At 64.3% G+C, this 25,715-nt stretch carries 24 protein-coding genes; 2 read left to right on the top strand and 22 right to left on the bottom strand.

Annotated features, from left to right (window positions below):
• Positions 1–117: 117 nt before the first annotated feature.
• The 6 genes from OKW38_RS23690 to OKW38_RS23665 form a co-directional block, all read right to left on the bottom strand.
• The gene (locus tag OKW38_RS23690) at positions 118–1,908 is read right to left on the bottom strand and encodes an acyl-CoA dehydrogenase (protein WP_429363288.1); all 1,791 of its coding nucleotides are present in this window, start codon (positions 1,906–1,908) and stop codon (positions 118–120) included.
• Positions 1,909–2,006: 98 nt separating this feature from the next.
• Positions 2,007–2,954, bottom strand: a complete 948-nt coding sequence (locus tag OKW38_RS23685; protein ID WP_429335113.1) for an electron transfer flavoprotein subunit alpha/FixB family protein — start codon at positions 2,952–2,954, stop codon at positions 2,007–2,009.
• Between the two features lie 13 nt (positions 2,955–2,967).
• Positions 2,968–3,717, bottom strand: a complete 750-nt coding sequence (locus OKW38_RS23680; protein ID WP_429363286.1) for an electron transfer flavoprotein subunit beta/FixA family protein — start codon at positions 3,715–3,717, stop codon at positions 2,968–2,970.
• 235 nt (positions 3,718–3,952) lie between these two features.
• Complete coding sequence (locus OKW38_RS23675; RefSeq protein ID WP_429363284.1) at positions 3,953–4,750, bottom strand: MetQ/NlpA family ABC transporter substrate-binding protein; 798 nt, start codon at positions 4,748–4,750, stop codon at positions 3,953–3,955.
• A gap of 48 nt (positions 4,751–4,798) precedes the next feature.
• A complete protein-coding gene (locus OKW38_RS23670; RefSeq protein WP_184061353.1) occupies positions 4,799–5,452 on the bottom strand; it encodes a methionine ABC transporter permease in 654 nt (217 codons plus the stop codon).
• A complete protein-coding gene (locus OKW38_RS23665; RefSeq protein WP_090801299.1) occupies positions 5,442–6,476 on the bottom strand; it encodes a methionine ABC transporter ATP-binding protein in 1,035 nt (344 codons plus the stop codon). The genes OKW38_RS23670 and OKW38_RS23665 overlap by 11 nt, the downstream gene beginning before the upstream one ends.
• Before the next feature lie 239 nt (positions 6,477–6,715).
• Here OKW38_RS23665 and OKW38_RS23660 point away from each other — a divergent pair, with 239 nt between their 5' ends.
• Positions 6,716–7,621, top strand: a complete 906-nt coding sequence (locus OKW38_RS23660; RefSeq protein WP_090801301.1) for an alpha/beta hydrolase — start codon at positions 6,716–6,718, stop codon at positions 7,619–7,621.
• Between the two features lie 27 nt (positions 7,622–7,648).
• On the opposite strand, the gene OKW38_RS23655 is transcribed toward OKW38_RS23660, so the two are convergent.
• Both OKW38_RS23655 and OKW38_RS23650 read right to left on the bottom strand, forming a co-directional pair.
• On the bottom strand, positions 7,649–8,458 hold the full coding sequence (locus tag OKW38_RS23655; protein ID WP_429363282.1) for an enoyl-CoA hydratase: 810 nt from the start codon (positions 8,456–8,458) through the stop codon (positions 7,649–7,651).
• 79 nt (positions 8,459–8,537) lie between these two features.
• The gene (locus OKW38_RS23650) at positions 8,538–9,461 is read right to left on the bottom strand and encodes a histone deacetylase family protein (RefSeq protein ID WP_429335117.1); all 924 of its coding nucleotides are present in this window, start codon (positions 9,459–9,461) and stop codon (positions 8,538–8,540) included.
• A gap of 334 nt (positions 9,462–9,795) precedes the next feature.
• On the opposite strand from OKW38_RS23650, the gene mltB reads away from it, so the two are divergent.
• Entirely contained in the window at positions 9,796–10,974 is a 1,179-nt protein-coding gene (gene mltB, locus OKW38_RS23645; protein ID WP_184061350.1) for a lytic murein transglycosylase B, read from the top strand.
• Between the two features lie 112 nt (positions 10,975–11,086).
• Here the strand turns inward: mltB and cysM are convergent, their stop codons facing one another.
• The 14 genes from cysM to pheA all read right to left on the bottom strand — a co-directional run bounded on the left by cysM (position 11,087) and on the right by pheA (position 25,684).
• Positions 11,087–11,989 carry a cysteine synthase CysM gene (gene cysM, locus OKW38_RS23640; RefSeq protein WP_090801307.1) on the bottom strand — a complete coding sequence of 301 codons (903 nt, stop codon included), beginning with the start codon at positions 11,987–11,989 and terminating at the stop codon, positions 11,087–11,089.
• Positions 11,990–12,226: 237 nt separating this feature from the next.
• The gene (locus tag OKW38_RS23635; protein WP_429363280.1) at positions 12,227–12,601 is read right to left on the bottom strand and encodes a ComEA family DNA-binding protein; all 375 of its coding nucleotides are present in this window, start codon (positions 12,599–12,601) and stop codon (positions 12,227–12,229) included.
• Between the two features lie 78 nt (positions 12,602–12,679).
• Positions 12,680–13,672: an ADP-glyceromanno-heptose 6-epimerase gene (rfaD, locus tag OKW38_RS23630; RefSeq protein ID WP_184011054.1), complete on the bottom strand. Its 993-nt coding sequence runs from the start codon at positions 13,670–13,672 to the stop codon at positions 12,680–12,682.
• 85 nt (positions 13,673–13,757) lie between these two features.
• Positions 13,758–14,765, bottom strand: a complete 1,008-nt coding sequence (gene rfaE1, locus OKW38_RS23625; protein ID WP_090801312.1) for a D-glycero-beta-D-manno-heptose-7-phosphate kinase — start codon at positions 14,763–14,765, stop codon at positions 13,758–13,760.
• Entirely contained in the window at positions 14,731–16,134 is a 1,404-nt protein-coding gene (locus tag OKW38_RS23620; RefSeq protein ID WP_090801314.1) for a UDP-glucose dehydrogenase family protein, read from the bottom strand. The genes rfaE1 and OKW38_RS23620 overlap by 35 nt, the downstream gene beginning before the upstream one ends.
• 126 nt (positions 16,135–16,260) lie before the next feature.
• Positions 16,261–17,436 (bottom strand): lipopolysaccharide assembly protein LapB, encoded by a 1,176-nt coding sequence (gene lapB / locus OKW38_RS23615; RefSeq protein WP_429335120.1) that lies wholly within the window; start codon positions 17,434–17,436, stop codon positions 16,261–16,263.
• 69 nt (positions 17,437–17,505) lie between these two features.
• Positions 17,506–17,799: a LapA family protein gene (locus OKW38_RS23610; RefSeq protein ID WP_090801318.1), complete on the bottom strand. Its 294-nt coding sequence runs from the start codon at positions 17,797–17,799 to the stop codon at positions 17,506–17,508.
• Between the two features lie 299 nt (positions 17,800–18,098).
• On the bottom strand, positions 18,099–18,422 hold the full coding sequence (locus tag OKW38_RS23605) for an integration host factor subunit beta (RefSeq protein WP_006050255.1): 324 nt from the start codon (positions 18,420–18,422) through the stop codon (positions 18,099–18,101).
• Between the two features lie 21 nt (positions 18,423–18,443).
• A complete protein-coding gene (gene rpsA / locus OKW38_RS23600) occupies positions 18,444–20,177 on the bottom strand; it encodes a 30S ribosomal protein S1 (protein ID WP_008921410.1) in 1,734 nt (577 codons plus the stop codon).
• Between the two features lie 164 nt (positions 20,178–20,341).
• A complete protein-coding gene (gene cmk / locus OKW38_RS23595; RefSeq protein WP_429363279.1) occupies positions 20,342–21,028 on the bottom strand; it encodes a (d)CMP kinase in 687 nt (228 codons plus the stop codon).
• 47 nt (positions 21,029–21,075) lie between these two features.
• Positions 21,076–22,380, bottom strand: a complete 1,305-nt coding sequence (gene aroA, locus OKW38_RS23590) for a 3-phosphoshikimate 1-carboxyvinyltransferase (RefSeq protein WP_429363277.1) — start codon at positions 22,378–22,380, stop codon at positions 21,076–21,078.
• Positions 22,381–22,398: 18 nt separating this feature from the next.
• The gene (locus tag OKW38_RS23585; protein ID WP_429363807.1) at positions 22,399–23,340 is read right to left on the bottom strand and encodes a prephenate dehydrogenase; all 942 of its coding nucleotides are present in this window, start codon (positions 23,338–23,340) and stop codon (positions 22,399–22,401) included.
• A gap of 61 nt (positions 23,341–23,401) precedes the next feature.
• The gene (gene hisC / locus OKW38_RS23580; protein ID WP_429363276.1) at positions 23,402–24,523 is read right to left on the bottom strand and encodes a histidinol-phosphate transaminase; all 1,122 of its coding nucleotides are present in this window, start codon (positions 24,521–24,523) and stop codon (positions 23,402–23,404) included.
• An 81-nt stretch (positions 24,524–24,604) separates the two neighbouring features.
• A complete protein-coding gene (gene pheA / locus OKW38_RS23575; RefSeq protein ID WP_090801324.1) occupies positions 24,605–25,684 on the bottom strand; it encodes a prephenate dehydratase in 1,080 nt (359 codons plus the stop codon).
• Between the last annotated feature and the right edge of the window lie 31 nt (positions 25,685–25,715).

The following is a 25,715-nucleotide window of genomic DNA, read 5'->3' as shown; positions in this document are numbered from 1 at the left end:
GGCCCTGGCCGCGACGCAGGCCGCAACAAACAGCAGCCGTACAAACAAACGGCGCCTCGCGGGGCGCCGTTTGCATTTCAATGTGCTGCCGCGATCGCGGCCGGCATCGAGGCATGCTCAGAACTGGTCTTCCGACAAAGCCAGCACGCCCTCTCCCCCCTTCGCGCTGACGATCGCCACTTCGAGCGCCGCCGCCTGTGGCAACACGTGCTCGGCGTAGAACCGCGCGGTCGCGATCTTCGCGTCATGAAACGCTGGGTCCTCGTCGCGCTTCGTCGCCGCGGCAAGCTGCGCACGCGCCATCTGCCAGCCGCCCAGCACGATGCCCGCGAGCTTCAGATAGGGCACGCTGCCCGCGAACACCGCATTCGGATCGCCCTTCGCATTGGCGACGACGAAATCGACGACCGCGCCAAGCGCGCGCTGGCCCTGCGCGAGCTGCGTGCGCATCGACGCGAACGCCGCGCCCTGCTGCGCGCCAAGCGCTTCAACCGTTTCGGCGACGCCAGCGAGCAGTTCCTTCGCGACCTTGCCGCCGTCGCGCAGCGTCTTGCGACCGATCAGGTCGTTGGCCTGGATCGCGGTCGTGCCTTCGTAAATCGGTAGAATGCGCGCGTCGCGGTAGTACTGGGCAGCGCCGGTTTCCTCGATGAAGCCCATGCCGCCATGCACCTGCACGCCGAGGCTCGTCACGTCGATCGACAGCTCCGTGCTCCAGCCCTTCACGATCGGCACGAGGTATTCGTAGATCGCCTGATGCTTCGCGCGCGTCGCATCGTCCGGATGACGATGCGCGATATCGCAGTGCGAGGCCGCGAGGTAGGCGAGCGCGCGCGACGCCTCGGTGAGGCTGCGCATCGTCGACAGCATGCGGCGCACGTCCGGGTGCTGGATGATCGCGACCGACTGCTTCGCGGAGCCGTCCACGGGACGGCTCTGCACGCGCTCTTTCGCATACGCGACCGCCTTCTGATATGCGCGATCCGAGATCGCGACACCTTGCATGCCGACCGCGAAACGGGCGGCGTTCATCATGATGAACATGTATTCGAGGCCACGATTCTCTTCGCCGATCAGCTGACCGAGCGCGCCGCCGTGATCGCCGAACTGCAGCACGGCGGTCGGGCTCGCCTTGATGCCGAGCTTGTGCTCGATCGACACGCAATGCACGTCGTTGCGCTCACCGAGCGAACCGTCTTCGTTGACGAGAAACTTCGGCACAAGGAACAGCGAAATGCCTTTCACGCCATCGGGCGCGTTCGGCGTGCGTGCGAGCACCAGGTGCACGATGTTCTTCGCCATGTCGTGCTCGCCCCACGTGATGAAAATCTTCGTGCCGAATAGCTTGAACGAACCGTCGGGCTGCGGCTCGGCGCGCGTGCGTACGAGCGCGAGATCGGAGCCGGCCTGCGGTTCGGTCAGGTTCATCGTACCGGTCCATTCGCCGGAAATCAGCTTGGGCACATAGGTCTGTTTTTGCGCTTCGCTGCCAGCGGTTAGCAGCGCTTCGATGGCGCCGTCGGTCAGCAACGGACACAGCGCAAAAGAGAGGTTCGACGCGTTGAGCATTTCGATGCAAGGCGTCGCGATCAGCTTCGGCAGGCCCTGGCCTTCGTAGTCGAGCGGATGTTGCACGCCCTGCCAACCGCCTTCGGCAAACTGGCGGAAGGCTTCCCTGAAACCCGGCGTCGCAGTGACCACGCCATCCTTCCAGCTGCTCGGATTACGATCGCCGTCGACGTTCAGCGGCGCGAGCACTTCGCCGCATAGTTTCGCCGACTCGTCGAGCACGGCCTTCGCGGTGTCGAGGTTCGCGTCCTCGAAGCCGGGCAGCTTCGCGATGACTTCCAGTCCGGCCAGTTCTTTCATCACGAACAGCATGTCCTTGATGGGTGCCGTATAGCTCATTTCGGTACTCCTCCCTTGATATGAAAAAAGGGCGCGGGACTTGGTGGGTCCTGCGCCCTTCGCTTGCTTTCGGCGGCCTCTTTCAGGCGCCGCGGCGCTTAGCCTAGTTCGCTCACGAGTTCCGGCACGAGGGTGAACAGATCGCCAACCAAACCGTAATCGGCCACGCTGAAAATCGGCGCTTCTTCGTCCTTGTTGATCGCGACGATGACTTTCGAGTCCTTCATGCCGGCCAGATGCTGGATCGCACCCGAGATGCCGACTGCGACGTACAGTTGCGGCGCGACGATCTTGCCGGTTTGGCCGACCTGATAGTCGTTCGGCACGAACCCCGCGTCGACCGCCGCGCGCGATGCGCCCAGTGCCGCGCCGAGCTTGTCGGCCAGCGGCTCGAGCACCTTCATGTAGTTCTCGCCATTGCCCAGACCACGGCCACCCGACACGATGATCTTCGCGCTCGTCAGTTCCGGACGATCGAGCTTCGTCACTTCGCGGCTCACGAACTGCGCGAGGCCTGCGTCGGCTGCCGCTTCGATCCTCTCGACCGCTGCGCTGCCGCCTTCGGCCGCGACGGCATCAAAACCGGTCGAGCGCACGGTGATGACCTTGATCGGATCAGCCGATTGCACGATCGCGATTGCGTTGCCCGCGTAGATGGGACGCTCGAACGTGTCGGCGCTATCCACTGCCGTGATGTCGCTGATCTGCGCGACGTCGAGCTTCGCGGCGATACGCGGCGCGACATTCTTGCCGTAGGCGGTAGCCGGCGCGAGGATGTGCGTGTAGTGCTTCGCCGCATCTTGCACAAGCGTCAGGACCGTCGCTTCGACGTTTTCCGCGAGGCCTGCGGCCAGTTGCGGCGCATCGGCGAGCAGCACCTTGCTGACACCAGCGATCTTCGCGGCGGCATCGGCCGCGCCCTGCGCGTTATGCCCCGCGACCAGCACGTGAATATCACCGCCGATCTTCTGTGCCGCTGCGATCGTGTTCAGCGTCGCGGCCTTGATCGACGCATTGTCGTGTTCTGCAATTACCAGGTTCGTCATTTCTCGGGTCTCCTCACAGCACCTTCGCTTCGGTCTTCAGTTTCTCGACCAGCGTCTTCACGTCCGGCACCTTCACACCGGCCGAGCGCTTCGGCGGCTCGGCGACTTTCAGCGTCTTCAGACGCGGCGTGACATCGACGCCGAGGTCTTCGGGCTTGACCGTTTCCAGCGGCTTTTTCTTCGCCTTCATGATGTTCGGCAGCGTTACGTAACGCGGCTCGTTCAGGCGCAGATCGGTCGTGACTACGGCCGGCAGCGTCAGCGACAGCGTTTCCGCGCCGCCGTCCACTTCACGCGACACCGTCGCCTTGCCGTCCGCCACGACGACCTTCGACGCGAACGTCGCCTGCGGCAGATTCGCGAGCGCGGCGAGCATCTGGCCGGTCTGATTGGAGTCGTCGTCGATCGCCTGTTTGCCGAGGATCACCAGTTGCGGCTGCTCCTTGTCGACGAGCGCCTTGAGCAGCTTCGCGACGGCGAGCGGCTGCAGGTCTTCGTTCGATTCGATCAGGATCGCGCGATCCGCGCCGATGGCGAGCGCGGTGCGCAGCGTTTCCTGCGCCTGCGCAACACCGGCCGACACGGCGATCACTTCGGTCGCGACGCCCGCTTCCTTCAGACGCACCGCTTCTTCAACCGCGATTTCGTCGAACGGGTTCATCGACATTTTCACGTTCGCGATATCGACGCCCGTACCGTCCGATTTCACGCGGACCTTCACGTTGTAGTCGACCACTCTTTTCACTGGCACCAGAATTTTCATGCACACGCTCCAAAGTTACGAATACGTCAACCCGATGAACATTATAGCGACTGCCCTCATGACAGCCGTGTCGCGGGCGCTTTGCGGGAGGATATCGCTCCTCACCGGCGTGACGGCAATACCGAACGATCGTTCTATTTTAATCTCCAAAAAACCCGGGAGACAACCCCGGGCTCCGACTCAGACCTCTAATTTCGCATTGCCGTCGTGTTCTGCGAGGTCCGCGGGCGTTGCATCACCAGGAGGTGATCACCGAGCCGCCGAATTTGCTGTCGACGAACTGCTTCACTTCCGGCGAGTGGTACGCCGCGACGAGCTTCGCGACCCACGGCTTGTTCTTGTCCGCTTCGCGAATCGCGATCACGTTCACGTAGGGACCTTTCCGGTCCTCGATCGCGATAGCGTCCTGCGTTGGCTTGAGGCCCGCTTCCATCGCGAAGTTGGTGTTGATCGCGGCGGCATCGACATCGCCCAGCGAACGCGGAATCTGCGCCGCGTCAAGCTCGACGATCTTCAGTTTCTTCGGATTGTCGACGATGTCGAGCGGCGTCGCCTTCAGGCCCGCCTCGGCGCGCAGCTTCAGCAAGCCCTGCTTCTGCAGCAACAGCAGCGCGCGGCCGCCGTTGGTCGGGTCGTTCGGCACGGCGATCTTCGCGCCCGGCTGCAGTTCGGCGAGCGACTTCACCTTCTTCGAGTAGATCCCCATCGGGTACGTGACCGTATCGGCGATACGGATCAGCTTGTAGCCGCGATCCTTCACCTGCGCCTGCAAATACGGGTCGTGCTGGTAGCTGTTCGCGTCCAGATCGCCGCCCGCGAGCGCCGCGTTCGGCTGCACGTAGTCGGAGAATTCGACGATCTTGATGTTCAGGCCGTTCTTCGCGGCGACCGTCTTCACGACGTCCATGATCTGCGCGTGCGGGCCACCGGTGACACCAACCTTGATCGTGTCTTCGGCATGCGCCGCGGTGGTGGCGAAGAGCGTTGCCGCGCCGAATGCGGCGGCCAGCTTGAGAATGAAGCGACGTTGCATGATGGACCTTTTCCGAATCTTTATTAGCGGGCTTCCGAACGCCCTTGTTTATTTGTGGCTCAGACGACGCACGAGCCAATCCCCAAACGACTGCACCAGTTGCACGAACACGATCAGTATCAGCACGACCGCGAGCATCACTTCTGGCAGGAAGCGCTGATAGCCGTAGCGGATGCCGAGGTCGCCAAGACCGCCGCCGCCGATCGCGCCGGCCATCGCCGAATAGCCGACCAGCGACACGAACGTGATCGTCAACCCGGCGACCACCCCCGGCAGCGATTCCGGCAACAGCACCTTGAAGACGATCTGGCTGGTGGTCGCGCCCATCGCCTGGGCCGCCTCGATGAGCCCGCGATCGACCTCGCGCAGCGCCGTTTCGACCAGACGCGCGATGAACGGCGCCGCGGCGATCGTCAGCGGCACGATCGCGGCCGCGGTGCCGATTGACGAACCGACGACAAGTCGCGTAAACGGAATCACCGCGACCAGCAGGATGATGAACGGCGTCGAGCGCACCGCGTTGACGATCACGCCCATCACGCGATTCAACGCGACGTTTTCGAGCACGCCCTGGCGGTTGGTCAAATACAGCAGCACGCCGAGCGGCACGCCGACCACAGCGCCAATCAGTCCGGAGATGCCCACCATGATGAGCGTCTCCCAGAACGACTGGACGAACATATCGAACATTTCACTCAACATGCGAGAGCTCCTCCACTACGACACCCTGCTCGCGCAGAAACGTGATCGCCTGCGCGACCTTGGCCGGATCGCCGCCCGCGAGTACCGCGAGCGAGCCGAACGCCTGCCCCTGGATTTCGTCGATCTGGCCGTGCAGGATGTTGAAGTCGAGCTCGTAGCGGCGAATCGTCTCCGACAGGATCGGCTGATCGACGCCCGAACCGGTGAACGCGAGGCGCAGCAGATGGCCGCTGCCGGTCTTCAACCGCTGCGCGACGCGCGCCTTCATGGCGGGCGGCAGCTCCTGCGCGATTACGTCGCCGATCAGCGCGCGCGTGACTTCGTGGTGCGGCTGCAGGAACACGTCGATCACCTTGCCCTCTTCGACGACGCGGCCCGCGTCGAGCACCGCGACGCGATCGCAGACCTGCTTGATCACGTCCATCTGGTGAGTGATCAGCACGATCGTCAGGTTCAGTTCGCGGTTGATGCGCTTGAGCAGATCGAGGATCGCGCGGGTGGTTTCGGGGTCGAGCGCAGAGGTCGCCTCGTCCGACAGCAGCACCTTCGGCTTGCTCGCGAGCGCACGCGCGATGCCCACGCGCTGCTTCTGCCCGCCGCTGATCTGCGCCGGATAGCGGTCCTTCTGCGCCGACAGACCGACGAGCTCGAGCAGCGGCAGCACGTTCGCCTCGATCTCGTCGCGCTTCAGGCCGGCCAGTTCGAGCGGCAGCGCGACGTTCTCGTACACGGTGCGCGACGACAACAGATTGAAGTGCTGGAAGATCATGCCGATCTCGCGACGCGCGTCGCGCAGTTGCGCGGCGGGCAGCGTCGTCAGATCGCGGCCGTTGACGAGGATGTTGCCCTCGGATGGGCGCGTCAGCAGGTTGATGGTGCGCACGAGCGTGCTCTTGCCCGCGCCGCTGCGGCCGATGATCCCGAACACCTCGCCCGCCGGAATCGTCAGATTGACGTTGTGCAGCGCCTCGACCCACCCCCGGGGCCCGGCAAACCGCTGGGAAACATTGCGTATTTCGATCATGGACAAACGAAAACGGCGGAGGCTGCCGGCGAGCATCGTGCTCCCGACAGGCGGCCGCCGTTTCTTTTATTGGGATTTAAGGTCGTCATTCTACCGTAGCGACGACATGCCCTTTAATAATCAATTTCGATTTTTTCATAACCTGAGGGCATTAGAGCCGCGCCTTATGCACGAAGCTCACGCGCTTCGCGCCGCTACGACTATGATCGGGCCACCTTCCTTCAGCACAGGCCGCCGCCATGCAGACTTCTCCGAGCCACACCGTGCGCGCGAGCGCCGGCAGTCTCAATAAAGATGCGCCGCAGCGCGGGTCGGTGACGACTGGCGATGGCATCGAATTGCCGCTGTATCGCTGGCGGCCGAACGGGCCCATACGCGCGACGGTCGCGCTGCTGCACGGCCTCGCCGAACACGCCGGCCGTTACGCCGCCGTTGCGGGCCGGCTCAACGCGGCGGGCATCGAACTCGTCGCGATCGATCTGCGCGGCCACGGCCACGCGCCCGGCAAGCGCGCCTATGTGAAACGCTTCGACGACTACCTGCTCGATGCGCAGGCGCTGCTCGACGCCGCCGCGCAAAGCTGTGCGCCGTTATTCCTGATGGGCCACAGCATGGGTGGCGCGGTGGCGGCGCTGTATGCGATAGAGCGCCTCGACGCGAGCGGGCGGCGCCTTGCCGGCCTGATCCTGTCGAGCCCCGCGCTCGCGCCGGGCCGCGACGTGCCGAAGTGGATGCTCGCGCTAAGCCAGGTGATCAGCCGCGTCTACCCAACCTTCCCGGCGATGAAGATCGACCCTGCGCTGCTCTCGCGCCTTCAGCCGGTGGTCAAAGCCAACCTCAACGATCCGCTCGTGCATCACGACGCGATTCCGGCGCGCACGGGCGCCGAGCTGCTGCTCGCGATGGCGCGCATCGAACGCGGACGCGCGAGGCTGCGCATGCCGCTGCTCGTGTTTCATGGCACCGACGACAAAGTGACCGAGCCCGACGGCAGCCGCGCGTTCGGCGAGCACGCGGGCTCGCCGGACAAGACGCTCACGCTGCACGAGGGTAGCTACCACGAGACGATGAACGACCTCGATCGCGATCGGGTGATCGAGGCGTTGGTCGAGTGGATCGAAAGGCGGGCGGTGGGACCGAGTTGACAAGACGCGGCGCTTGCTGGCCGTCGACTAGCGCTTCCACTTCGGCGCGCGTTTGTCGATGAAAGCCTGCACGCCTTCGAGCGCCGAGTCGTCCATCATGTTGCAGGCCATCGTCTGCCCCGCGAGCTGGTACGCGGCTTCGATACCCATTTCGAGCTGCCGGTAGAACAGACCCTTGCCCGTGCTGACAGCTTCGACCGGCTTCGCGCAGATGCTCGCGGCGAGCCGCGCGACTTCGTCGTCGAGCGCATCGGCTGGGGCGACGCGGTTCACGAGCCCCTGCTGGCGCGCTTCGGCGGCGTCGATGAAATCGCCGGTCAGCAGCATTTCGAGCGCGGCCTTGCGCGAGAGGTTGCGCGACAGCGGCACCGACGGTGTCGCGCAGAACAATCCGAGGTTCACGCCCGATACGGCGAAGCGCGCGGTATCGGCGGCGACCGCGAGATCGCACATTGCGACCAGCTGGCAGCCGGCGGCGGTCGCGATGCCATGCACGCGCGCGATCACCGGCTGCGGCATGCGCTGGATCGTCAGCATCAGCTTCGTGCAGCGCGCGAACAGCTGCTGGTAATAAGCAAGCGATGGCGCCGCGCGCATTTCCTTCAGGTCGTGCCCCGCGCAGAACGCGCGGCCAGCGCCGGCGATCACGACCACGCGGGCATCGGTCTTCGCGATCCCGGTCAGCGTTTGCAGCAGTCCGTCGAGCAACGCTTCGGACAGCGCGTTGAACGCATCGGGCCGGTTCATCGTCACGCGCACGACGCCCGCTACGCGATACGCGTCGTGTTCGATCGTGACCAGCGACGCGTCGCCGGTGCTGGCGGGACTGGCGTTCATGGCTCGCTCCTCGGTACGTGAATGTCGATTTTCGCTCGCTGGCTTTCGAGCCACTGTCGCCGCGTGCAGTCGGGCAACCTCAGATCTCCGCCAGCGACCGCACGTGCGCGACCACGCTGCGCCCGAGCGCCGACAGGTTGTAGCCGCCCTCGAGACAACTGACGATGCGCCCACGCGCATAACGCCGCGCGATCTCGCGCATCTGGTCGGTGATCCACGCGTAATCGTTTTCGACGAGGCCCATGTTGCCGAGGTCGTCCTCGCGATGCGCGTCGAAGCCGGCCGAGATGAACAGCATCTCCGGCCTGAATTCGTGCAGGCGCGGCAACCACAGCATATCGACCGCTTCGCGCACGGCCATGCCGTTCGAACGCGCCGGCATCGGCACGTTGCACATGTTGGCCGCCTGGTTGTCGGCGCCCGTGAACGGATAGAACGGGTGCTGGAAGATGCTGCACATCAGCACGCGCGGGTCGCCCGAGAACGCGGCCTCGGTGCCGTTGCCGTGGTGCACGTCGAAGTCGATGATGGCGACGCGCGCGAGACCATGCACGTCGAGCGCGTGGCGCGCGGCGATCGCAATGTTGTTGAAAAAGCAGAAGCCCATCGCACGCGCCGGTTCCGCGTGATGGCCCGGCGGCCGCACGCTGCAGAACGCGTTGTCGTAGCGGCCTTCGATCACCGCGTCGGTGGCGGCGACCGCCGCGCCCGCCGCGCGCAGCGCGGCCTGCCACGTGTGCGGATTCATCGTCGTGTCGGGATCGATCTCGGCGACGCCCTCGACGGGCGAGCGACCGCGGATGTAGTCGACATGCGCCTGCGTGTGCACTCGCAGCAGCGCGGCCTCGTCGACGAGCGGCGGCGATTCGCGCTCGATCAGCGCGTCGATGCGGCTTGCGATCAGTTGATCCTCGATCGCCTGCAGGCGCGCGGGACACTCGGGGTGCCACTGCCCCATGTCGTGCAGCAGACAGTCGGGGTGGGAATAGAAGCCTGTTGCCATAGTTCGTGTTGTGCGTCTCTTCTACGGCGCGACGCATGAACTGCGCGCGCGGCGTGTCTCCGTCGAGCGGCGCGCGCCCCCGCGCGCCTCCATTCGTCAAGTTACCACACGACGCCGCTGTCGCCGATTCAGCACGGTTTTGCGGGAGTCGTCGGATATACTTCCCCGACCCGTTATTCGCCGTTTCGTTCCTGCAGCTTTCCGACTGCTTCCAGCCTTTCACGCATCGCGCTCACTGCTCACCATGACCGTCAAGCTTGCTCTGTCCGCAGGATCCCCACGCAACCGTCTTCGCCTCGGCACCCACGCCGCCTCACTGATCGTCGCATCGTGCATGTTCATCGCAGCAAGTCCCGCGAGCGCGCAAAGCGCCACGAGGAAAGCACCGGTGCAACTCGCGCAGAGCCAGCCGCAGCAGCCGGTACCGCAAGGACAGACGTTCGAGGAAGAGATCATTCCGCAGCGCTATGCGCACAACGCGAACGTCGATGCGTTCATCAACGAGATGGTCGCGCGCTACGATTTCGACGAAGCGTCGCTGCACGCGCTGTTCACCGGCGTCAGCTACTCGGCGACCGCAGTGAAGCTGGTCACCCCGTCACCGACGCCGTCGGTCAAGAACTGGCGCTCGTATCAGGCGCGCTTCCTCGACCCGGTGCGCGTCAATGCCGGCGTGCAGTTCTGGCGCGAGAACCGGGCCACGCTGCAGCGCGCGTATCAGGAGTTCGGCGTGCCGCCGGAGATGATCGTCGGCATCATCGGCGTCGAGACGATCTACGGTCGCTACATGGGTAATTTCCGCGTGCTCGATGCGCTGACCACGCTGAGCTTCGATTATCCGAACACCGCGAATCGCGCGGACCGCCAGGCGACCTTCCGCAAGAATCTCGAAGACTACCTGGTGTGGACGCGCGACGCGCAGATCGACCCGAACACGGTGCTCGGCTCGTACACCGGCGCGATCGGCATTCCGCAGTTCCTGCCGAGCAGCATCGTCCAATACGCGGTCGACTACGAAGGCAACAAGCGCATCGATCTGCGCACGAGCGATGCGGATGCGATCGGCAGCGTCGCGAATTATCTGCGCCAGAACGGCTGGGAAAGCGGCCGGCCGGTGGTATGGCGAATCGGCTCGGACGCGGGCAGCCTCGGTGTCGCGCAGGCCGCGGCCAATGGGCAGCCGGAGCCGCACTGGCCGCTCGACCAGTTGCTGCGTGCCGGCCTCGTGCTGAACGAGCCGAACGTCGACATTGCTTCCGAAGCGGGCACCCCGGTCACGGTGGTCGATCTGCCGACGCCGGGACGCGGCACCGAGTTCGTGCTCGGCCTGAAGAATTTCTACGTGCTCACGCGCTACAACCGCAGCTTCTTCTATGCGCTCGCGGTGTATCAGCTGGGTCAGAAGGTCAAGGCGCAGATGCAAGCGATCGACGCGGCGAATGCCGCAAAAGCGGCCAACAACGGCAGCGCGTCGCAAGGCCAGGCGGATCAGTCGAACTCTGATTCGCAGTGAGTCACGCCGCGAGTCGCCGCGGGTGCCTCGCGTTGAAGGACGTAAAAAAAGCGCCGGCTCGACCGGCGCTTTTTATTGGTTCGTGCACCCGCGAAGGCGCCCGGCGACCCGCTTACGCGGGAAATACCCCCGTGGACAGGTAACGGTCGCCGCGATCGCAGACGATGAACACGATCGTCGCGTTCTCGACCTGACGCGCGATGCGCAGCGCGACTTCGCACGCGCCACCCGACGAAATGCCCGCGAAGATGCCTTCGACCGACGCCAGGCGGCGCGCCATCGCCTCGGCCGCGGATTGGCTGACGTTCTCCACGCGGTCGACGCGGCTGCGGTCGAAGATTTTCGGCAGATACGCTTCCGGCCATTTGCGAATACCCGGAATACGCGAGCCCTCTTCCGGCTGCGCGCCGATGATTTCGATCTGCTGGTTCTGCGTTTTCAGATACGTCGACACGCCCATGATCGTGCCGGTCGTGCCCATCGACGACACGAAGTGCGTGATGCGCCCTTCCGTGTCGCGCCAGATTTCCGGGCCCGTGCCTTCGATGTGCGAGGCCGGATTGTCCGGGTTCGCGAACTGATCGAGGATGATGCCCTTGCCTTCGCGCTGCATCTGCTCGGCGAGATCGCGCGCGTACTCCATGCCGCCTTTGACAGGCGTCAGAATGATTTCCGCGCCGTAAGCGGCCATGCTCTGGCGGCGCTCGACTGACAGATCTTCCGGCATGATCAGCACCATCTTGTAGCCGCGGACTGCGGCGGCCATCGCGAGCGCGATGCCGGTGTTGCCGCTCGTCGATTCGATCAGCGTGTCGCCCGGCTTGATGCGTCCGCGCGCTTCGGCCTTCTTGATCATGGACAACGCCGGCCGGTCTTTCACCGACCCCGCAGGATTGTTGCCCTCGAGCTTCGCGAGGATCACATTGTTGCGGCTACGGATCTCGTCGTCGGGAAGCCGGACGAGTTGTACGAGCGGCGTATTGCCGACCGTGTCTTCAATCGTTTGGTATGCCATATGGGGTCTAGCGATCGATGCGCGAAAGAGTGTCTTCAATCCGTCGATTCTAAACCACGATCTCCGGCGCTGCCCTGCAGCCCTTCTGTCCGCATGGATGCATGGTGTTGCTACGCAAAAAGCCCGCGGCTGCGAGCCGCGGGAAAGCGTGTGTACCAATCGATGCAATGGAACGTTCGCGAACCCTGCGCGCCGCAAGCCGCTCGTCAGCATGGCACGCGCAAGGCTCGCGGCCGCTTACTTCTTCACCGCCACTGCGGCGGCGCCCTTCTGCGTGGCGGCGGACGCGGCCGTAGCGGCCGGCTCCTTGCCCGCCGCAACTGCCGCAACCTGCGTGCTAGCAGCCGCACCAGCCGGTCCGATAGCGAGACCCTCCGCCTGCAGGCGCTCGATGGTGTGCCCGCCCATGCCCTTGACACGCGTGCCGAAATCCGCCGCGTCCTTGAACGGGCCGTGCGCACTACGTTCCTCGACAATCGCTTTGGCTTTTGCCGGACCGATGCCCTTGATGCCGCGCAGCGCGTCTTCGTTAGCCGTGTTGACGTCGACCGCCGCATATGCGTGGCCGAAAGCGGCGAGCATCGCCGCGGTAACCAGTACTTTTCGAAACATATTGGAATCTCCCTGTTGCCACTGGCCGGCGACCATCACCGGCCAGGAGATTCCAGTTTAAAGAGGATGACGTACGAATCACACCTGGCCGAACAGCCAACGCACGTAACGATCGACACCTTCCTGCACGCTCAGAAACGGCGCGTCGTAGCCGGCCGTGCGCAGTTTCGACTGATCGGCCTGCGTGAAGCACTGATACTTGCCGCGCAGCGCGTCGGGGAACGGAATGTATTCGATCAGCCCGCGTTGCACCTGATCCGCGAGCGACAGCGCCGGCTCGTTGTTCAGCGCGCGCAGCGTGTTGACCACGGTGCTCGCGATATCGTTGAACGGCTGCGCGCGGCCGGTGCCGAGATTGAAAATGCCTGACTTCTCCGGATGATCGAAGAAGAACAGGTTGACCTTGACGACGTCTTCGACCGAGATGAAATCGCGCGTCTGCTCGCCGGCCGCATAGCCGTTGTACTCGCCGAACAGCTTGACCTTGCCCTCGGCGCGGAACTGGTTGAAGTTGTGAAACGCGACCGACGCCATGCGCGCCTTGTGCGTTTCGCGCGGACCGTAGACGTTGAAATAACGGAAGCCCACGATCTGGCTCTTCGCGGTGGGCAACACGCGGCGAATCACCTGATCGAACAGGAACTTCGAATAGCCGTACACGTTCAGCGGCTGCTCGACCTCGCGCTCCTCGACGAAGCGGCTCGAGCCTCCATATGTAGCCGCCGACGACGCGTACAGGAACTGGACGTTCTGCGCGAGGCAGATGTCCAGCACGTCGCGGCTATAGCGGTAGTTGTTGTCCATCATGTAGCGGCCGTCGGTTTCCATCGTGTCCGAGCAGGCGCCTTCGTGGAATATCGCGCGCACCTTGCCGAAGTCGCCGCGCCTGAAGCGCTCGACGAATTCGGTTTTGTCGAGATAGTCGTCGATTTCGCAGTCGACCAGATTCCTGAACTTGTCCGCACGCGTGAGGTTATCGACGGCGATGATGCGCTGTTCGCCGCGCTCGTTGAGCGCCTTCACGAGATTGCTGCCGATAAAACCGGCCGCGCCGGTGACGATGACGGTCATGGTGATCCTGCGGTAGTGAGCTTCGTTCAGTCAACGCCGCGCGGGGTCCGCTGGTCCGTCGGACGACGGCGCCCCGCGGGCTGCATCAGGAAAAGAGTTCGTCGTAGTCGACGGTGGCGGTGCCCAGTTTGCCGACCACGATGCCGGCCGCGCGATTCGCGAGTCCGACCGCGTCAACGAGCGAAAGACCCGCGCCGAGCATCGCGGCGAGGGTCGCGATCACGGTGTCGCCCGCGCCCGACACATCATACACTTCGCGCGCAACGGCCGACGCGTGCAGGATGCCATCGTCGGAGAACAGCGTCATGCCCTCCTCCGAGCGCGTCAGCAGCAGCGCCTTGAACTGGAGCTCGGCGCGCAGCTTCGTGACGCGCGCGATCAGATCTTCCTCGGACTTCCACTGTCCGACGACCTCGCGCAATTCCGCGCGATTCGGCGTGATCAGCGTCGCGCCGCGATAGCGCTCCCAGTCGTCGCCCTTCGGATCGACGAGCACCGGTTTGCCGGCCGCGTGCGCCTTCGCGATCATTTGCGTGACGTGCGTGAGGCCGCCCTTCGCGTAGTCGGACATCAGGATCACGTCGTACGATGGCAGCAGTTCGTCGAAACGCGCGAGGCCCGCGAGCAGCACCTCGTGCGCCGGCGAGTTTTCGAAATCGACGCGCAGCAACTGTTGCTGACGCGACAGCACGCGCAGCTTGATCGTCGTCAGCAAGGCCGGATCGCGTTCCAGATGCGGCGTGACGCCGCTTTCGCCGAGCAGTTGCACGATGCGCTCGCCGGGCTCGTCATGACCGACCACGCACAAAAGACCCGCCTGCGCGCTGAGCGCGACCGCGTTGCGCGCGACGTTCGCCGCGCCGCCCAGCCGATCTTCCTGGCGCTGCACGTGCACGACCGGCACGGGCGCCTCGGGAGAAATGCGGTTGACGTCGCCGAACCAGTATCGGTCGAGCATCACGTCGCCGACCACCAGCACGCGCGCCGCGTTGAGCTGCGCGCGCGGCACGACCGTGAGCTTCTGCGCCGTCGTGGACGCGGGCGCCGCGGGCATGGCCTCAGGCATCGACCGGAAGTTCAGAGGGTTGGGCATAGGGGCGTCCAATGGCGTGGTAGTCGATACCGAGCTCGGTCATCGCGTCCGGTTCGTACAGGTTGCGGCCGTCGAAAATCAGCGGTGTCTTCAGCACCGATTTCAGATGCACGAAATCAGGACTCTTGAACTCCTTCCATTCGGTCACGATCACGAGCGCGTCGGCGCCGATCAGCGTTTCGTCCTGAGTGCTCGTGAACGTGAGACGCGCCAGCTGCTCCGGCGCAGCGTGCAGATCCATCGCGAATACGCGACGCGCCTCGGTCACGGCGACCGGGTCGTACGCACGCACGTTCGCGCCGCGCGCAAGCAACTCGCCGATCACGCGACGGCTCGGCGCCTCGCGCATGTCGTCGGTATTCGGCTTGAACGCGAGACCCCACACCGCGAACGCGCGGCCGCTCAAATCCTCGCCGAGCTTCGCGGTGATCTTGTTCACGAGCACGTCCTTCTGCTGGTAGTTCACTTCCTCGACCGCCTCGAGAATCCGCAGGTTGTGGCCGCTCTCGCTCGCGGTGCGAATCAACGCCTGCACGTCCTTCGGGAAGCACGAGCCGCCATAGCCGCAGCCCGCATACAGGAAGTGATAGCCGATGCGCGGATCGGAACCGATGCCGCGGCGCACCGCTTCGATGTCGGCGCCGACCTTGTCCGCGAGATTCGACATCTCGTTCATGAACGAGATGCGCGTCGCGAGCATCGCGTTGGCCGCGTACTTGGTGAACTCGGCCGAGCGAACGTCCATGTACAGCGTGCGTTCGTGATTGCGGTTGAACGGCGCGTACAGACGCTTCATCATTTCGCGCGCCCGCACGCCCGGTTCGTCTTCGTCGATACCGATCACGATACGGTCGGGGCGCATGAAGTCGTCGACGGCCGCACCTTCCTTCAGGAACTCGGGATTCGACACGACCGAGAAGCGATGCTGCGCGCTGCCGGCGAGCCCGCGTTTCGCGAGCTCTTCATTGATCACCGCGCGCACGCGCTGCGCGGTGCCGACCGGCACCGTCGATTTGTCGACGATCACCTTGAAACCATTCATCGTGCGGCCGATGTTGCGCGCGGCCTCGAGCACATATTGCAGATCGGCGGAGCCGTCTTCGTCGGGCGGCGTGCCGACCGCGATGAACTGCACGTCACCGTGCGCGACGCTCGCGGCGACATCGGTCGAGAACGTGATGCGGCCAGCCGCGCGCGTGCGGGCGATCATCTCCTGCAAGCCCGGTTCGTGAATCGGCACGCCGCCTTTGTTGAGGATGTCGATCTTGCGCTGATCGACGTCGAGACAGAAGACGTCATTGCCGATCTCGGCGAGACACGCGCCGGTGACAAGGCCCACATAGCCGGTGCCGATAATGGTGATTTTCATACGCTTTCCGGTGGAAGGTTCCGGTAATGAATGCCGCTCATGAGGCCGGCGATAAACTCGTTGCGAAATTCGCGGAGCGGTCGCGTCGCAATGAACGCCGACGCGGCCAAAGCCGCCCGTGCGGCGTCAACTCGGCGCGGTAATCGGCTCGACGCGGCGCGGTGCATAGGTTTCCCAACCGCTGCATCCGGGGCACTGCCAGTAGAAAAGCCGCGCCCGGAAACCACAATTCTGGCACGTATAGCGTGGCAGATTCTTGGTGCGCTGGCGGATCAGTGTGTGCATCAGTTCGAGCTCGCTGCGCCGCGGCTCTTCGGCGACGGCCTGCTGCGCTTCGAGCAGACGCGTCATGCCGGCCAGATTCGGCGACTTCTGCATCTGCGTGCGCGCGAGCGCATGCGCGGCATCGACGCCGCGCAGCGACGCGACGTGCTGATACGCGACGTCGAGCAGATCGTTGCTCGGATGACGGTCGACCCACGTGGTCAGCAGATCGGCGCCCTCCTGCGCGCGACCGAGCGCTTCATACGCCTTCATGATTTTCTCTGCGACGAGCGGCAGATACGCGGGGTTCTGCTCCTCGACGCCGCGCCATTGACCGATCGCCGCTTCGGACGCACCGCCGGCCGCGTCGACGTCGCCGAACAGGATCGTCGCCCGCACGTTGGTCGGGTTCGCCTTCAGCGCGAGACCGAGCTGATGACGCGCTTCGTCCGGTTTCTTCTGCTGCAGCGCTTCCTGAGCAAGTTCGCAATGGAACTGCGCGATTTCCTTCTCGAGCGACGGTGCGCCCATCGTTTCGAGGTGACGCGCGGTATCGATCGACTTGACCCAGTCCTTCTCGATCTCGTAGATCGTCAACAGCGCGCGTTGAGCGCCGAGTGCGTAATCGCCCGCCTGCAGCGAGCGGAAGGTTTCCTCGGCACGGTCGAGCAGACCCGCTTTCAGGAAGTCCTGGCCGAGTTCGTACAGCGCGTGATCGCGCTCACTGACAGGCAGGTCCGCGCGGCTCAGCAGATTTTGATGCACGCGGATCGCTCGATCCGTTTCGCCGCGCCGGCGGAACAGATTGCCGAGCGCGAAATGCAATTCGACCGTTTCAGGGTCGAGCTTGACGACCTCGATGAATGCGTCGATCGCCTGGTCGGGCTGCTCGTTGAGCAGGAAGTTCAGACCGCGAAAATAGGACCGCGGCAGGTTCGCGCTCTCGGACAGCAGCGTCTTGAGGTCGTAGCGCGCCGCCATCCAGCCGAACGCGAATGCGACGGGTATGACCAGCAGCCACCAGAAGTCTAGATCCATGCGATTAATGCAAATGTGCGGGAAAGCGAAAACGAAAAGCCGCGCTCAGAGCGCGCGGCGCAACGGAGTTCAGATCAGCGGCGGCAGCGGCGGCTGCTCGACGACGGCTGGCGTTTCGCGCGCCACGCGCAACTCGCGCCTGAGCCGGCCATTCTCCATGCGCAGACGTACGACGGCCGGCACCGCCGACACGAGCCCCGCGAGCAAGCCGATCACGAAAAACGCGAGACCGATCAGAATCAGAGGCGCCGACCAGACGTAGCCGGCGAGGAAATTCAGCGTAGCGGGTTGCGTGTTGGAGAGCGCCAGCACCAGCAGCAGCACGAACACCAGCACACGGATCAGCCAGACGATAAATTTCATGAATAGATCTCTTGACGGCAGTTGCGGGGTGACGCCGGCTCGATGACGCGTCGCGCCACGGTGTTGCCCGCGCCGAAGTGACCCGTATTGTAATGGATGACCTCGGGGCCGGGCAGCAAGTGGCGGGATGGCGCACTTACGGGTGATTCGCGAAATGCAAAGGACCGCACCGGGAGGCGCCCTCTTCTCAAAGGATGGACGAAAAAAAAGCGCCCGAAGGCGCTTTTCCTGGTCTTTTGCCGACTGGCTTTGGCCGCTGACGCTAGCTATGCCACGCTGCAAGACGCACAGCGGAGTCATTAAAGGTCGTCATCCGGCTCTTCGGCCTTCAGCGGCTCGCCCGCGCGACGGTCCACCCGCTCGCGCAATTCCTTGCCCGGCTTGAAGTGCGGTACGTACTTCTCAGGTACCAGCACCTTCTCGCCCGACTTCGGATTGCGTCCAACGCGGGAGGGACGGCGGTTGAGCCCGAAGCTGCCGAAACCTCGAATTTCGATGCGATGACCTTTGGCAAGTGCCTCCGACATCGCATCGAGCATCGTCTTCACCGCGAAATCCGCATCCTTGAGAACAAGTTGCGGAAACCGCGTAGCCAGCTGGGCGACCAATTCCGATTTGGTCATACTGCAGCAGACCTCTCAGGCTTACTGGTTCTGGCCGTCGAGCTTGGCCTTCAGCAGCGCGCCGAGGTTCGTCGTGCCGGTAGCGGCCGCGCTCGAATCCGAAGCAGCGAGACCGCGGATGGCTTCCTGCTGCTCAGCCGAATCCTTCGCCTTGATCGACAGGTTGATGCCACGCGACTTGCGATCGATGTTGATGATCATCGCGTTGACCTTGTCGCCTTCCTTCAGCACGTTGCGAGCGTCTTCCACGCGGTCCTGGGCGATTTCCGAAGCACGCAGGTAGCCTTCGACTTCACCCGACAGCTGGACCACAGCACCCTTCGCGTCCACCGACTTGACAGTACCGTCAACGACCGAACCCTTGTCGTTCATTGCAACGTAGTTGCTGAACGGGTCGCCTTCGAGCTGCTTGATACCCAGCGAAATACGTTCCTTCTCGACGTCGATGCCGAGAACGATCGCTTCCACTTCGTCGCCCTTCTTGTACTTGCGAACGGCTTCCTCGCCGGTTTCGCTCCACGACAGATCCGACAGGTGAACCAGACCGTCGATGCCGCCCGGCAGACCGATGAACACGCCGAAGTCGGTGATCGACTTGATGGCGCCGCTGATCTTGTCGCCCTTCTTGAAGTTGCGGCTGAAGTCGTCCCACGGGTTCGGCTTGCACTGCTTCATGCCGAGGCTGATACGACGGCGGTCTTCGTCGATTTCGAGAACCATGACTTCGACTTCGTCGCCCAATTGGACAACCTTCGACGGAGCAACGTTCTTGTTGGTCCAGTCCATTTCCGACACGTGGACGAGGCCTTCGATGCCCGATTCCACTTCGACGAATGCGCCGTAGTCGGTGATGTTGGTGACCTTACCGAACAGACGCGTGCCCGACGGATAACGGCGCGAGATGCCTTCCCACGGATCGTCGCCCAATTGCTTGATACCGAGCGAAACGCGGTTCTTTTCCTGGTCGAACTTGAGGATCTTCGCGGTGACTTCCTGGCCAACCGACAGAACTTCGCTCGGGTGACGCACACGACGCCATGCGATGTCCGTGATGTGCAGCAGGCCGTCGATACCGCCGAGGTCCACGAACGCGCCGTAGTCGGTGATGTTCTTGACCACGCCTTCGACGATCGCGCCTTCCTTCAGCGTTTCGAGCAGCTTCGCGCGCTCTTCGCCTTGCGTTGCCTCGATGACAGCGCGGCGCGACAGCACGACGTTGTTACGCTTGCGGTCGAGCTTGATGACGCGGAATTCGAGCGTCTTGCCTTCGTACGGGGTGGTGTCCTTGACCGGACGCGTATCAACCAGCGAACCCGGCAGGAACGCGCGGATGCCGTTGACCATCACGGTCATACCGCCCTTGACCTTGCCCGTGATCGTGCCGGTTACGAGTTCGTTGTTGTCCAGCGCCTTTTCCAGCGACAGCCACGAAGCCAGACGCTTCGCCTTGTCACGCGACAGGATGGTGTCGCCATAGCCGTTTTCCAGCGCGTCGATCGCGACGGAAACGAAGTCGCCCGCCTGCACTTCTACCTCGCCCGCGTCGTTCAGGAATTCTTCGAGCGGGATGTAGGCTTCGGACTTCAGACCAGCGTTCACGACCACGAAGTTGTGGTCGACACGCACGACTTCCGCGGAGATCACTTCGCCAGCGCGCATGTCCTGCTTGGTCAGCGACTCTTCGAACAGAGCCGCAAAAGATTCGGTATTCGGGGTAGAGGTTTGCAGGTCGGACATAAAAATCAGAGTTTGCATGGTCTTCGCAACGCCTGGCTCACCGGACTGGTCAGCAACTGCGGCAAATACGCGAACGCCACGCGGGGTTAAAGGGTTAAAAAAACAACGCTTCGCGACCATCGCGAAGCACCTACCAACAACAGGACTGCCGCTGTCTGGCCACTACCGCATGACCGTTTCAGTTACGCATGCGGGACCAGCGCTTCATACCATTGCACCACGTGCTCGACCGCCTGGTCGACCGACAATGCGGAGGTATCAAGCAGTTTTGCATCCGCCGCGGGCTTGAGCGGCGCGGCCGCGCGCTGACTGTCACGCTCGTCGCGCTCACGCAAATCCCGGAGCAAGTCATCTATATTAGCAGAAAATCCTTTTTGGATCAATTGCTTATGCCGGCGCGTCGCGCGGGCCTCGACGCTCGCCGTCATGAACACCTTCAGCACGGCATCCTGAAAGATCACGGTGCCCATGTCGCGCCCGTCGGCGACGAGCCCCGGCTGCTTGCGAAACGCCCGCTGACGCGCCACCAGCGCGGTTCGCACCGGCGCGTGAACGGCGATCGCCGAGGCGCGGCTGCCCACTTCCTCGGCACGAATTTCGGTCGATACATCGACGCCGTCGAGCTGCGCGAGCCCCTCGCGAAACGTGATATGCAGGTCGTCGATCAGTTTGACAAGTGCGTCGACGTCGTCCGCCGCGATGCCGTAGCGCAGGCTCGCGAGTGCCGCGAGCCGGTAGAGCGCGCCGCTGTCGAGCAGGTGAAAGCCGAGGTTGGCGGCCACCATCGCGGCCACAGTGCCTTTGCCGGAGGCGCTGGGGCCGTCGATCGTAATGACGGGCGTCTGGTGAAAGGGACGGATCGGTTTCATCTAAAAATGTCGCACATCGGGCGATTCGCACGCGAATCTGGATTGCATCAGGGTTGCGCGAGCGCCGTGAAGCGCTCGAAATAATCGGGGAACGTCTTGCCGACGCACCTCGGGTCGTTGATGCGGATCGGCACACCGCCCAAGCTCACGAGCGAGAAGCACATCGCCATACGGTGGTCGTCGTAGGTGTCGATCGCGGCATTCGGGATGAGCTTTTCGGGCGGCGTGACGACGAGGAAATCCTCGCCCTCCTGCACCTTCGCGCCGACCTTGCGCAGCTCGGTCGCCATCGCGGCGATGCGGTCGGTTTCCTTGACGCGCCAGCTTGCGATGTTGCGCAGCGTGGTCGTGCCGTCCGCGAACAGCGCGGCGACCGCGATCGTCATCGCCGCGTCGGGGATCAGGTTGAAGTCCATGTCGATCGGATCGAGCTTGCCATGGTCGTTGCCGACGCCGCGCACTTCGATCCAGTCCTCGCCCATCTGCAGGTTCGCGCCCATCTTGATCAGCGCATCGGCAAAGCCGACGTCGCCCTGGATGCTCGCGCGGCCCACCCCTTCCACTCTCAGCGGGCCGCCGCCGAGCGCTCCCGCGGCGAGGAAATACGACGCCGACGACGCATCCCCCTCCACCATGATCGCGCCTGGCGACTGATAACGCTGCCCGGCTGGCACCACGAACTGGTGCCAGCCGTGACGCTCGACGTTGATGCCGAAGCGCGCCATCAGCTTGATCGTGATCTCGATGTACGGCTTCGAGATCAGCTCGCCGTCGACCTGCACGGTGGTGACGCCGCTCGCGGTGCGCAAGAGCGGCAGCGTCATCAGCAGCGAGGTCAGAAACTGGCTCGACACGTCGCCGCGCACGCGGATCGGCGCGTCGGCCGTGGTCTGGGCGGGACGGATGCGTAGCGGCGGATAGCCTTCGTTCTGTTCGTAGTCGATCTTCGCGCCGATCTGGCGCAGGCCGTCGACGAGATCGCCGATCGGCCGCTCGTGCATGCGCGGCACGCCGTGGATCCGGTAGTCGCCGCCGTTCACGGAGAGGGCCGCGGTCAGCGGACGCACCGCCGTACCCGCGTTGCCGAGGAACAGGTCGGCCGTTCGCGCGGTGAACGCGCCGCGCGTGCCGGTCACGACGCAGGTGTCACCGTCGCGCTTCAGACATACGCCAAGCTTTTCGAGCGCGGCGAGCATCACGCGGGTGTCATCGGAATCGAGCAGGTTCGTGATCGTCGTCTCGCCTTCGGCGAGCGCGGCGAGCAGCAGCACGCGGTTCGAGATGCTCTTCGAGCCGGGCAGACGAATCGTGCCGGACGCACGGGAAAAAGGTCCGAGATCGAGGAATTCCATGATGTGTCCAGTTTCCGGTTATTTGGACGCGTCGCTGGAGGCCACGCCAGCCGCGCGCTGCTCCTGCCACTGACTGCGCGCGACGCGCGAGCGCGCGAACACCGCTTCGAGCGCGGCGCCGTCGCCGGCCTCGATCGCCGTGCGCAGGCGCGCGAGCACCGCGGTATACGCGTCGAGTTCGTCGAGCAGCGCCGCGCGATTGGCGACGCAGACGTCGCGCCACATCTCCGGACTCGACGCGGCGATGCGCGTGAAGTCGCGGAATCCGCCCGCCGCGAACGAGAACTTCAAAGCGGCGTCGGGCGAACTGAGGATTTGTTCGACGAGCGCGAACGACAGCACGTGCGGTAGATGACTGACCGACGCGAACACGCGGTCGTGCTGCTGCGGCGTCATGTCCCGCACCAAGGCGCCGGTGGCGCGCCACATCGCCGCGACGCGCTCGACCGCTTCCGGCGCGTTCTCCGGCAGCGGGCACAGCACGACGTTGCGGTTCACGTACAGATCGGGCAACGCGGCGTCGACGCCGCTCGACTCGCGGCCGGCGATCGGATGGCCCGGCACGAACTGGCCGATCCGTGCACCGAGCGCCGCGCGCGCGGCGGCAACCACGTCGGACTTGGTGCTGCCCGCATCGGTGACGATCGTGTTGGCGTCGAGATGCAGCGCCATGCGTTCGAGTAGCGGCTGTGTCTGCGCGACCGGCGCCGCGAGCAGCACGAAGTCCGCGCCCGCTAGCGCGTCGCGCAGCGCGGCGTCGTCGGTGAGCGCCGCAGCGCCGTCGATCACCCCGAGCGCCAACGCGCGCTCGCTCGACGCGGACGTCCGTCCCACCCCAACCACCGTGCGTGCCCCGCCGGCCTCGCCGCGTTCGCGCAACGCGCGCGCGAGCGATCCGCCGATCAGGCCGACACCGAAAATCACCAGCTTGTTAAAAGAAAACGCGGCCACGTCGCTCACACAATACGGACAATAAGCGCGCCGCTCCTGCCGGCCGACGCGCGGGATCAAGGAGCAATGCTTACGCAGCGGCAGGCTCGGCAAGCGTCTTTTCGAGCGCCGCGAGGAACGCTCCGTTTTCCTCCGGCAGGCCGATCGTGATGCGTAGCCATTGCGGCAAACCGTAGTTGCCGACCGGTCGCACGATCACAGCCTGTTTCAGCAGCGCGAGATTCACCCGGGCGCCGGCTTCGTCGTCACCGCCGACGCGCACGAGCACGAAGTTACCTTCGGACGGCACGTATTCGAGACCGAGCTTGTCGAACGCCTCGGTCAGAAGCTTATAGCCCTGCGCGTTCAGCGCTGCGCTCTGTTCCAGAAATGCGCTGTCGTTCAGTGCCGCAATCGCCGCGGCCTGCGCGAGCGTATTGACGTTAAACGGCTGACGCAGTCGATTCAGCAGATCGGTCAAGCCGGGCTGCGCGATCGCGAAGCCGATACGCAGGCCCGCCAGGCCGAACGCCTTCGAGAAAGTGCGCGACACCAGCAGGTTCGGATAGCGGCGCACCCAGTCGATCGAGTTATAGCGCTTGTCCGCCGACAGATACTTGGTGTACGCCTCGTCGAGCACGACGACCACATGGCGCGGCACTTTGCCGAGAAACGCCTCGAGCGTAGGACCGTCGACGAACGTACCGGTCGGATTGTTCGGATTGGCGACGAACACGAGACGCGTGTCGTCGTCGATCGCGGCAAGCATCGCGTCGAGGTCGTGACCATAGTGCACGGCCGGCACGACGATCGCGCGCGCGCCGACGCCTTGCGTTGCGAGCGCATAGACCGCGAACGAATACTCCGAGAACACTACCGCCTGGCCCTTCTCGACGAACGCGTGCGCGGCGAGTTCGAGGTTGTCATTGCTGCCGTTGCCGAGCGTGATCCACTCGGCCGGCACGCCGTAGCGCGCGGCGAGCGCCGCCTTCAGTTCGAAACCGTTCGAGTCCGGATAGCGGCCGAGGTCGGCGATCGCCTGCGCCATCGCGCGCTGCGCGGATTCCGGCATGCCGAGCGGATTCTCGTTCGATGCCAGCTTCACGATGCTCGCCTCGTCGAGACCAAACTCGCGGGCCACTTCCGAAATCGGCTTGCCGGCGATGTACGGCGCGATCGCACGCACATAGGAAGGGCCGAAAGACGCTGTCATGAAAATCTCCGAACGACGATGGATAGTGAAATATGCGTTCGGGCAGTGCACTTGGCGCCGCCCGGACGGCGCTGCCAGCCCTTACCGGGCGCGCGGATACGAGCCGAGTATTTTCAGGAACGCGGCCTTCTCGCCGAGCCCGGCGAGCGCGGCGGCCACGGCCGGGTCGTCGCGATGGCCTTCGACATCGATATAGAAGTAGTACTCCCACGTGCCGACGCGCGCCGGGCGCGATTCGAAACGCGTCATCGACACGCCGTGGCGCGCCAGCGGCTCGAGCAGCTTGACCATCGCACCCGGTTCGTTCACGACCGACACAATCAGCGAGGTCTGGTCGTAGCCGCTCGGACCGGTCGGCTGCTTGCCGATCATCACGAAGCGTGTGCGGTTGTGCGGATCGTCCTGGATCAGCGCGTTGGTGACCTGCAGGCCGTAGTGGATCGCGGCGCGGTCGCCGGCGATGGCCGCGACCGTCGGATCTTCGGCTGCCATCCGTGCAGCTTCCGCGTTGCTCGACACCGCCTGGCGCTCGAGATGCGGCGCGTTGGTCGACAGCCAGCGCTGGCACTGCGCGAGCGCCTGGGCGTGCGCGCACACGCGCGTGACGCCGGCGAGCCCGTTTTGCGTGAGCAGGTTGTGATGAATCGGCAATGCGAGTTCGCCGCCGATGGTCAGCTGCGTTTGCAGCAGCAGATCCAGCGTGCGCGACACCGCGCCTTCGGTCGAATTCTCGACCGGCACGACGCCGTAGTCGGCGGCGCCCGCCTCGACCGAGCGGAACACTTCATCGATCGACGGGCACGGCAGCCCTTCGATCGACTGACCGAAGTACTCATGCATCGCCTGTTCGCTATAGGTGCCGACGGGCCCGAGGTACGCGGCCTTGATGGTCTTTTCGAGCGCGCGGCTTGCGGCCATGATCTCGCGCCAGATCGCGCCGATGTGTTCGTCCGCAAGCGGCCCCGCGCTCATCTCCTGCAGGCGCGCGATCACCTGCATCTCGCGCTCGGGTCGGAACACCGGTGCGTTGAAATGCTTCTTGACCTCCCCGACTTCGAGCGCGACCGACGCGCGCTGGTTCAGGAGCGCGATCAACTGCGCGTCGAGCGCGTCGATGCGATCGCGCAGAGGTTTGAGTCGTGTATTGAGTTCGTCGTCCATGCGTAAAACGGCTTTGCCGGGTAACTGCTGG

This window comes from Paraburkholderia sp. MM5496-R1, from assembly GCF_050436205.1.
GTDB lineage: Bacteria > Pseudomonadota > Gammaproteobacteria > Burkholderiales > Burkholderiaceae > Paraburkholderia > Paraburkholderia tuberum.
The sequence above is the reverse complement of the archived record's forward strand: the minus strand, read 5'-3'. Positions and strand labels throughout refer to the sequence as shown.

What these genes read in the sequence shown, in the direction of transcription:
- OKW38_RS23670 (WP_184061353.1), bottom strand. Translation starts at nt 5,452, where the DNA reads ATGTTGAGTGAAATGTTCGATATGTTCGTCCAGTCGTTCTGGGAGACG.
- OKW38_RS23655 (WP_429363282.1), bottom strand. Translation starts at nt 8,458, where the DNA reads ATGAACGCCAGTCCCGCCAGCACCGGCGACGCGTCGCTGGTCACGATC.
- OKW38_RS23650 (WP_429335117.1), bottom strand. Translation starts at nt 9,461, where the DNA reads ATGGCAACAGGCTTCTATTCCCACCCCGACTGTCTGCTGCACGACATG.
- cysM (WP_090801307.1), bottom strand. Translation starts at nt 11,989, where the DNA reads ATGGCATACCAAACGATTGAAGACACGGTCGGCAATACGCCGCTCGTA.
- rpsA (WP_008921410.1), bottom strand. Translation starts at nt 20,177, where the DNA reads ATGCAAACTCTGATTTTTATGTCCGACCTGCAAACCTCTACCCCGAAT.
- OKW38_RS23605 (WP_006050255.1), bottom strand. Translation starts at nt 18,422, where the DNA reads ATGACCAAATCGGAATTGGTCGCCCAGCTGGCTACGCGGTTTCCGCAA.
- aroA (WP_429363277.1), bottom strand. Translation starts at nt 22,380, where the DNA reads ATGGAATTCCTCGATCTCGGACCTTTTTCCCGTGCGTCCGGCACGATT.
- rfaE1 (WP_090801312.1), bottom strand. Translation starts at nt 14,765, where the DNA reads ATGCCCAACCCTCTGAACTTCCGGTCGATGCCTGAGGCCATGCCCGCG.
- OKW38_RS23675 (WP_429363284.1), bottom strand. Translation starts at nt 4,750, where the DNA reads ATGCAACGTCGCTTCATTCTCAAGCTGGCCGCCGCATTCGGCGCGGCA.
- OKW38_RS23660 (WP_090801301.1), top strand. Translation starts at nt 6,716, where the DNA reads ATGCAGACTTCTCCGAGCCACACCGTGCGCGCGAGCGCCGGCAGTCTC.
- OKW38_RS23635 (WP_429363280.1), bottom strand. Translation starts at nt 12,601, where the DNA reads ATGTTTCGAAAAGTACTGGTTACCGCGGCGATGCTCGCCGCTTTCGGC.
- OKW38_RS23665 (WP_090801299.1), bottom strand. Translation starts at nt 6,476, where the DNA reads ATGATCGAAATACGCAATGTTTCCCAGCGGTTTGCCGGGCCCCGGGGG.
- lapB (WP_429335120.1), bottom strand. Translation starts at nt 17,436, where the DNA reads ATGGATCTAGACTTCTGGTGGCTGCTGGTCATACCCGTCGCATTCGCG.
- cmk (WP_429363279.1), bottom strand. Translation starts at nt 21,028, where the DNA reads ATGAAACCGATCCGTCCCTTTCACCAGACGCCCGTCATTACGATCGAC.
- mltB (WP_184061350.1), top strand. Translation starts at nt 9,796, where the DNA reads ATGTTCATCGCAGCAAGTCCCGCGAGCGCGCAAAGCGCCACGAGGAAA.
- OKW38_RS23690 (WP_429363288.1), bottom strand. Translation starts at nt 1,908, where the DNA reads ATGAGCTATACGGCACCCATCAAGGACATGCTGTTCGTGATGAAAGAA.
- hisC (WP_429363276.1), bottom strand. Translation starts at nt 24,523, where the DNA reads ATGACAGCGTCTTTCGGCCCTTCCTATGTGCGTGCGATCGCGCCGTAC.
- OKW38_RS23685 (WP_429335113.1), bottom strand. Translation starts at nt 2,954, where the DNA reads ATGACGAACCTGGTAATTGCAGAACACGACAATGCGTCGATCAAGGCC.
- OKW38_RS23610 (WP_090801318.1), bottom strand. Translation starts at nt 17,799, where the DNA reads ATGAAATTTATCGTCTGGCTGATCCGTGTGCTGGTGTTCGTGCTGCTG.
- rfaD (WP_184011054.1), bottom strand. Translation starts at nt 13,672, where the DNA reads ATGACCGTCATCGTCACCGGCGCGGCCGGTTTTATCGGCAGCAATCTC.
- OKW38_RS23680 (WP_429363286.1), bottom strand. Translation starts at nt 3,717, where the DNA reads ATGAAAATTCTGGTGCCAGTGAAAAGAGTGGTCGACTACAACGTGAAG.
- pheA (WP_090801324.1), bottom strand. Translation starts at nt 25,684, where the DNA reads ATGGACGACGAACTCAATACACGACTCAAACCTCTGCGCGATCGCATC.
- OKW38_RS23620 (WP_090801314.1), bottom strand. Translation starts at nt 16,134, where the DNA reads ATGAAAATCACCATTATCGGCACCGGCTATGTGGGCCTTGTCACCGGC.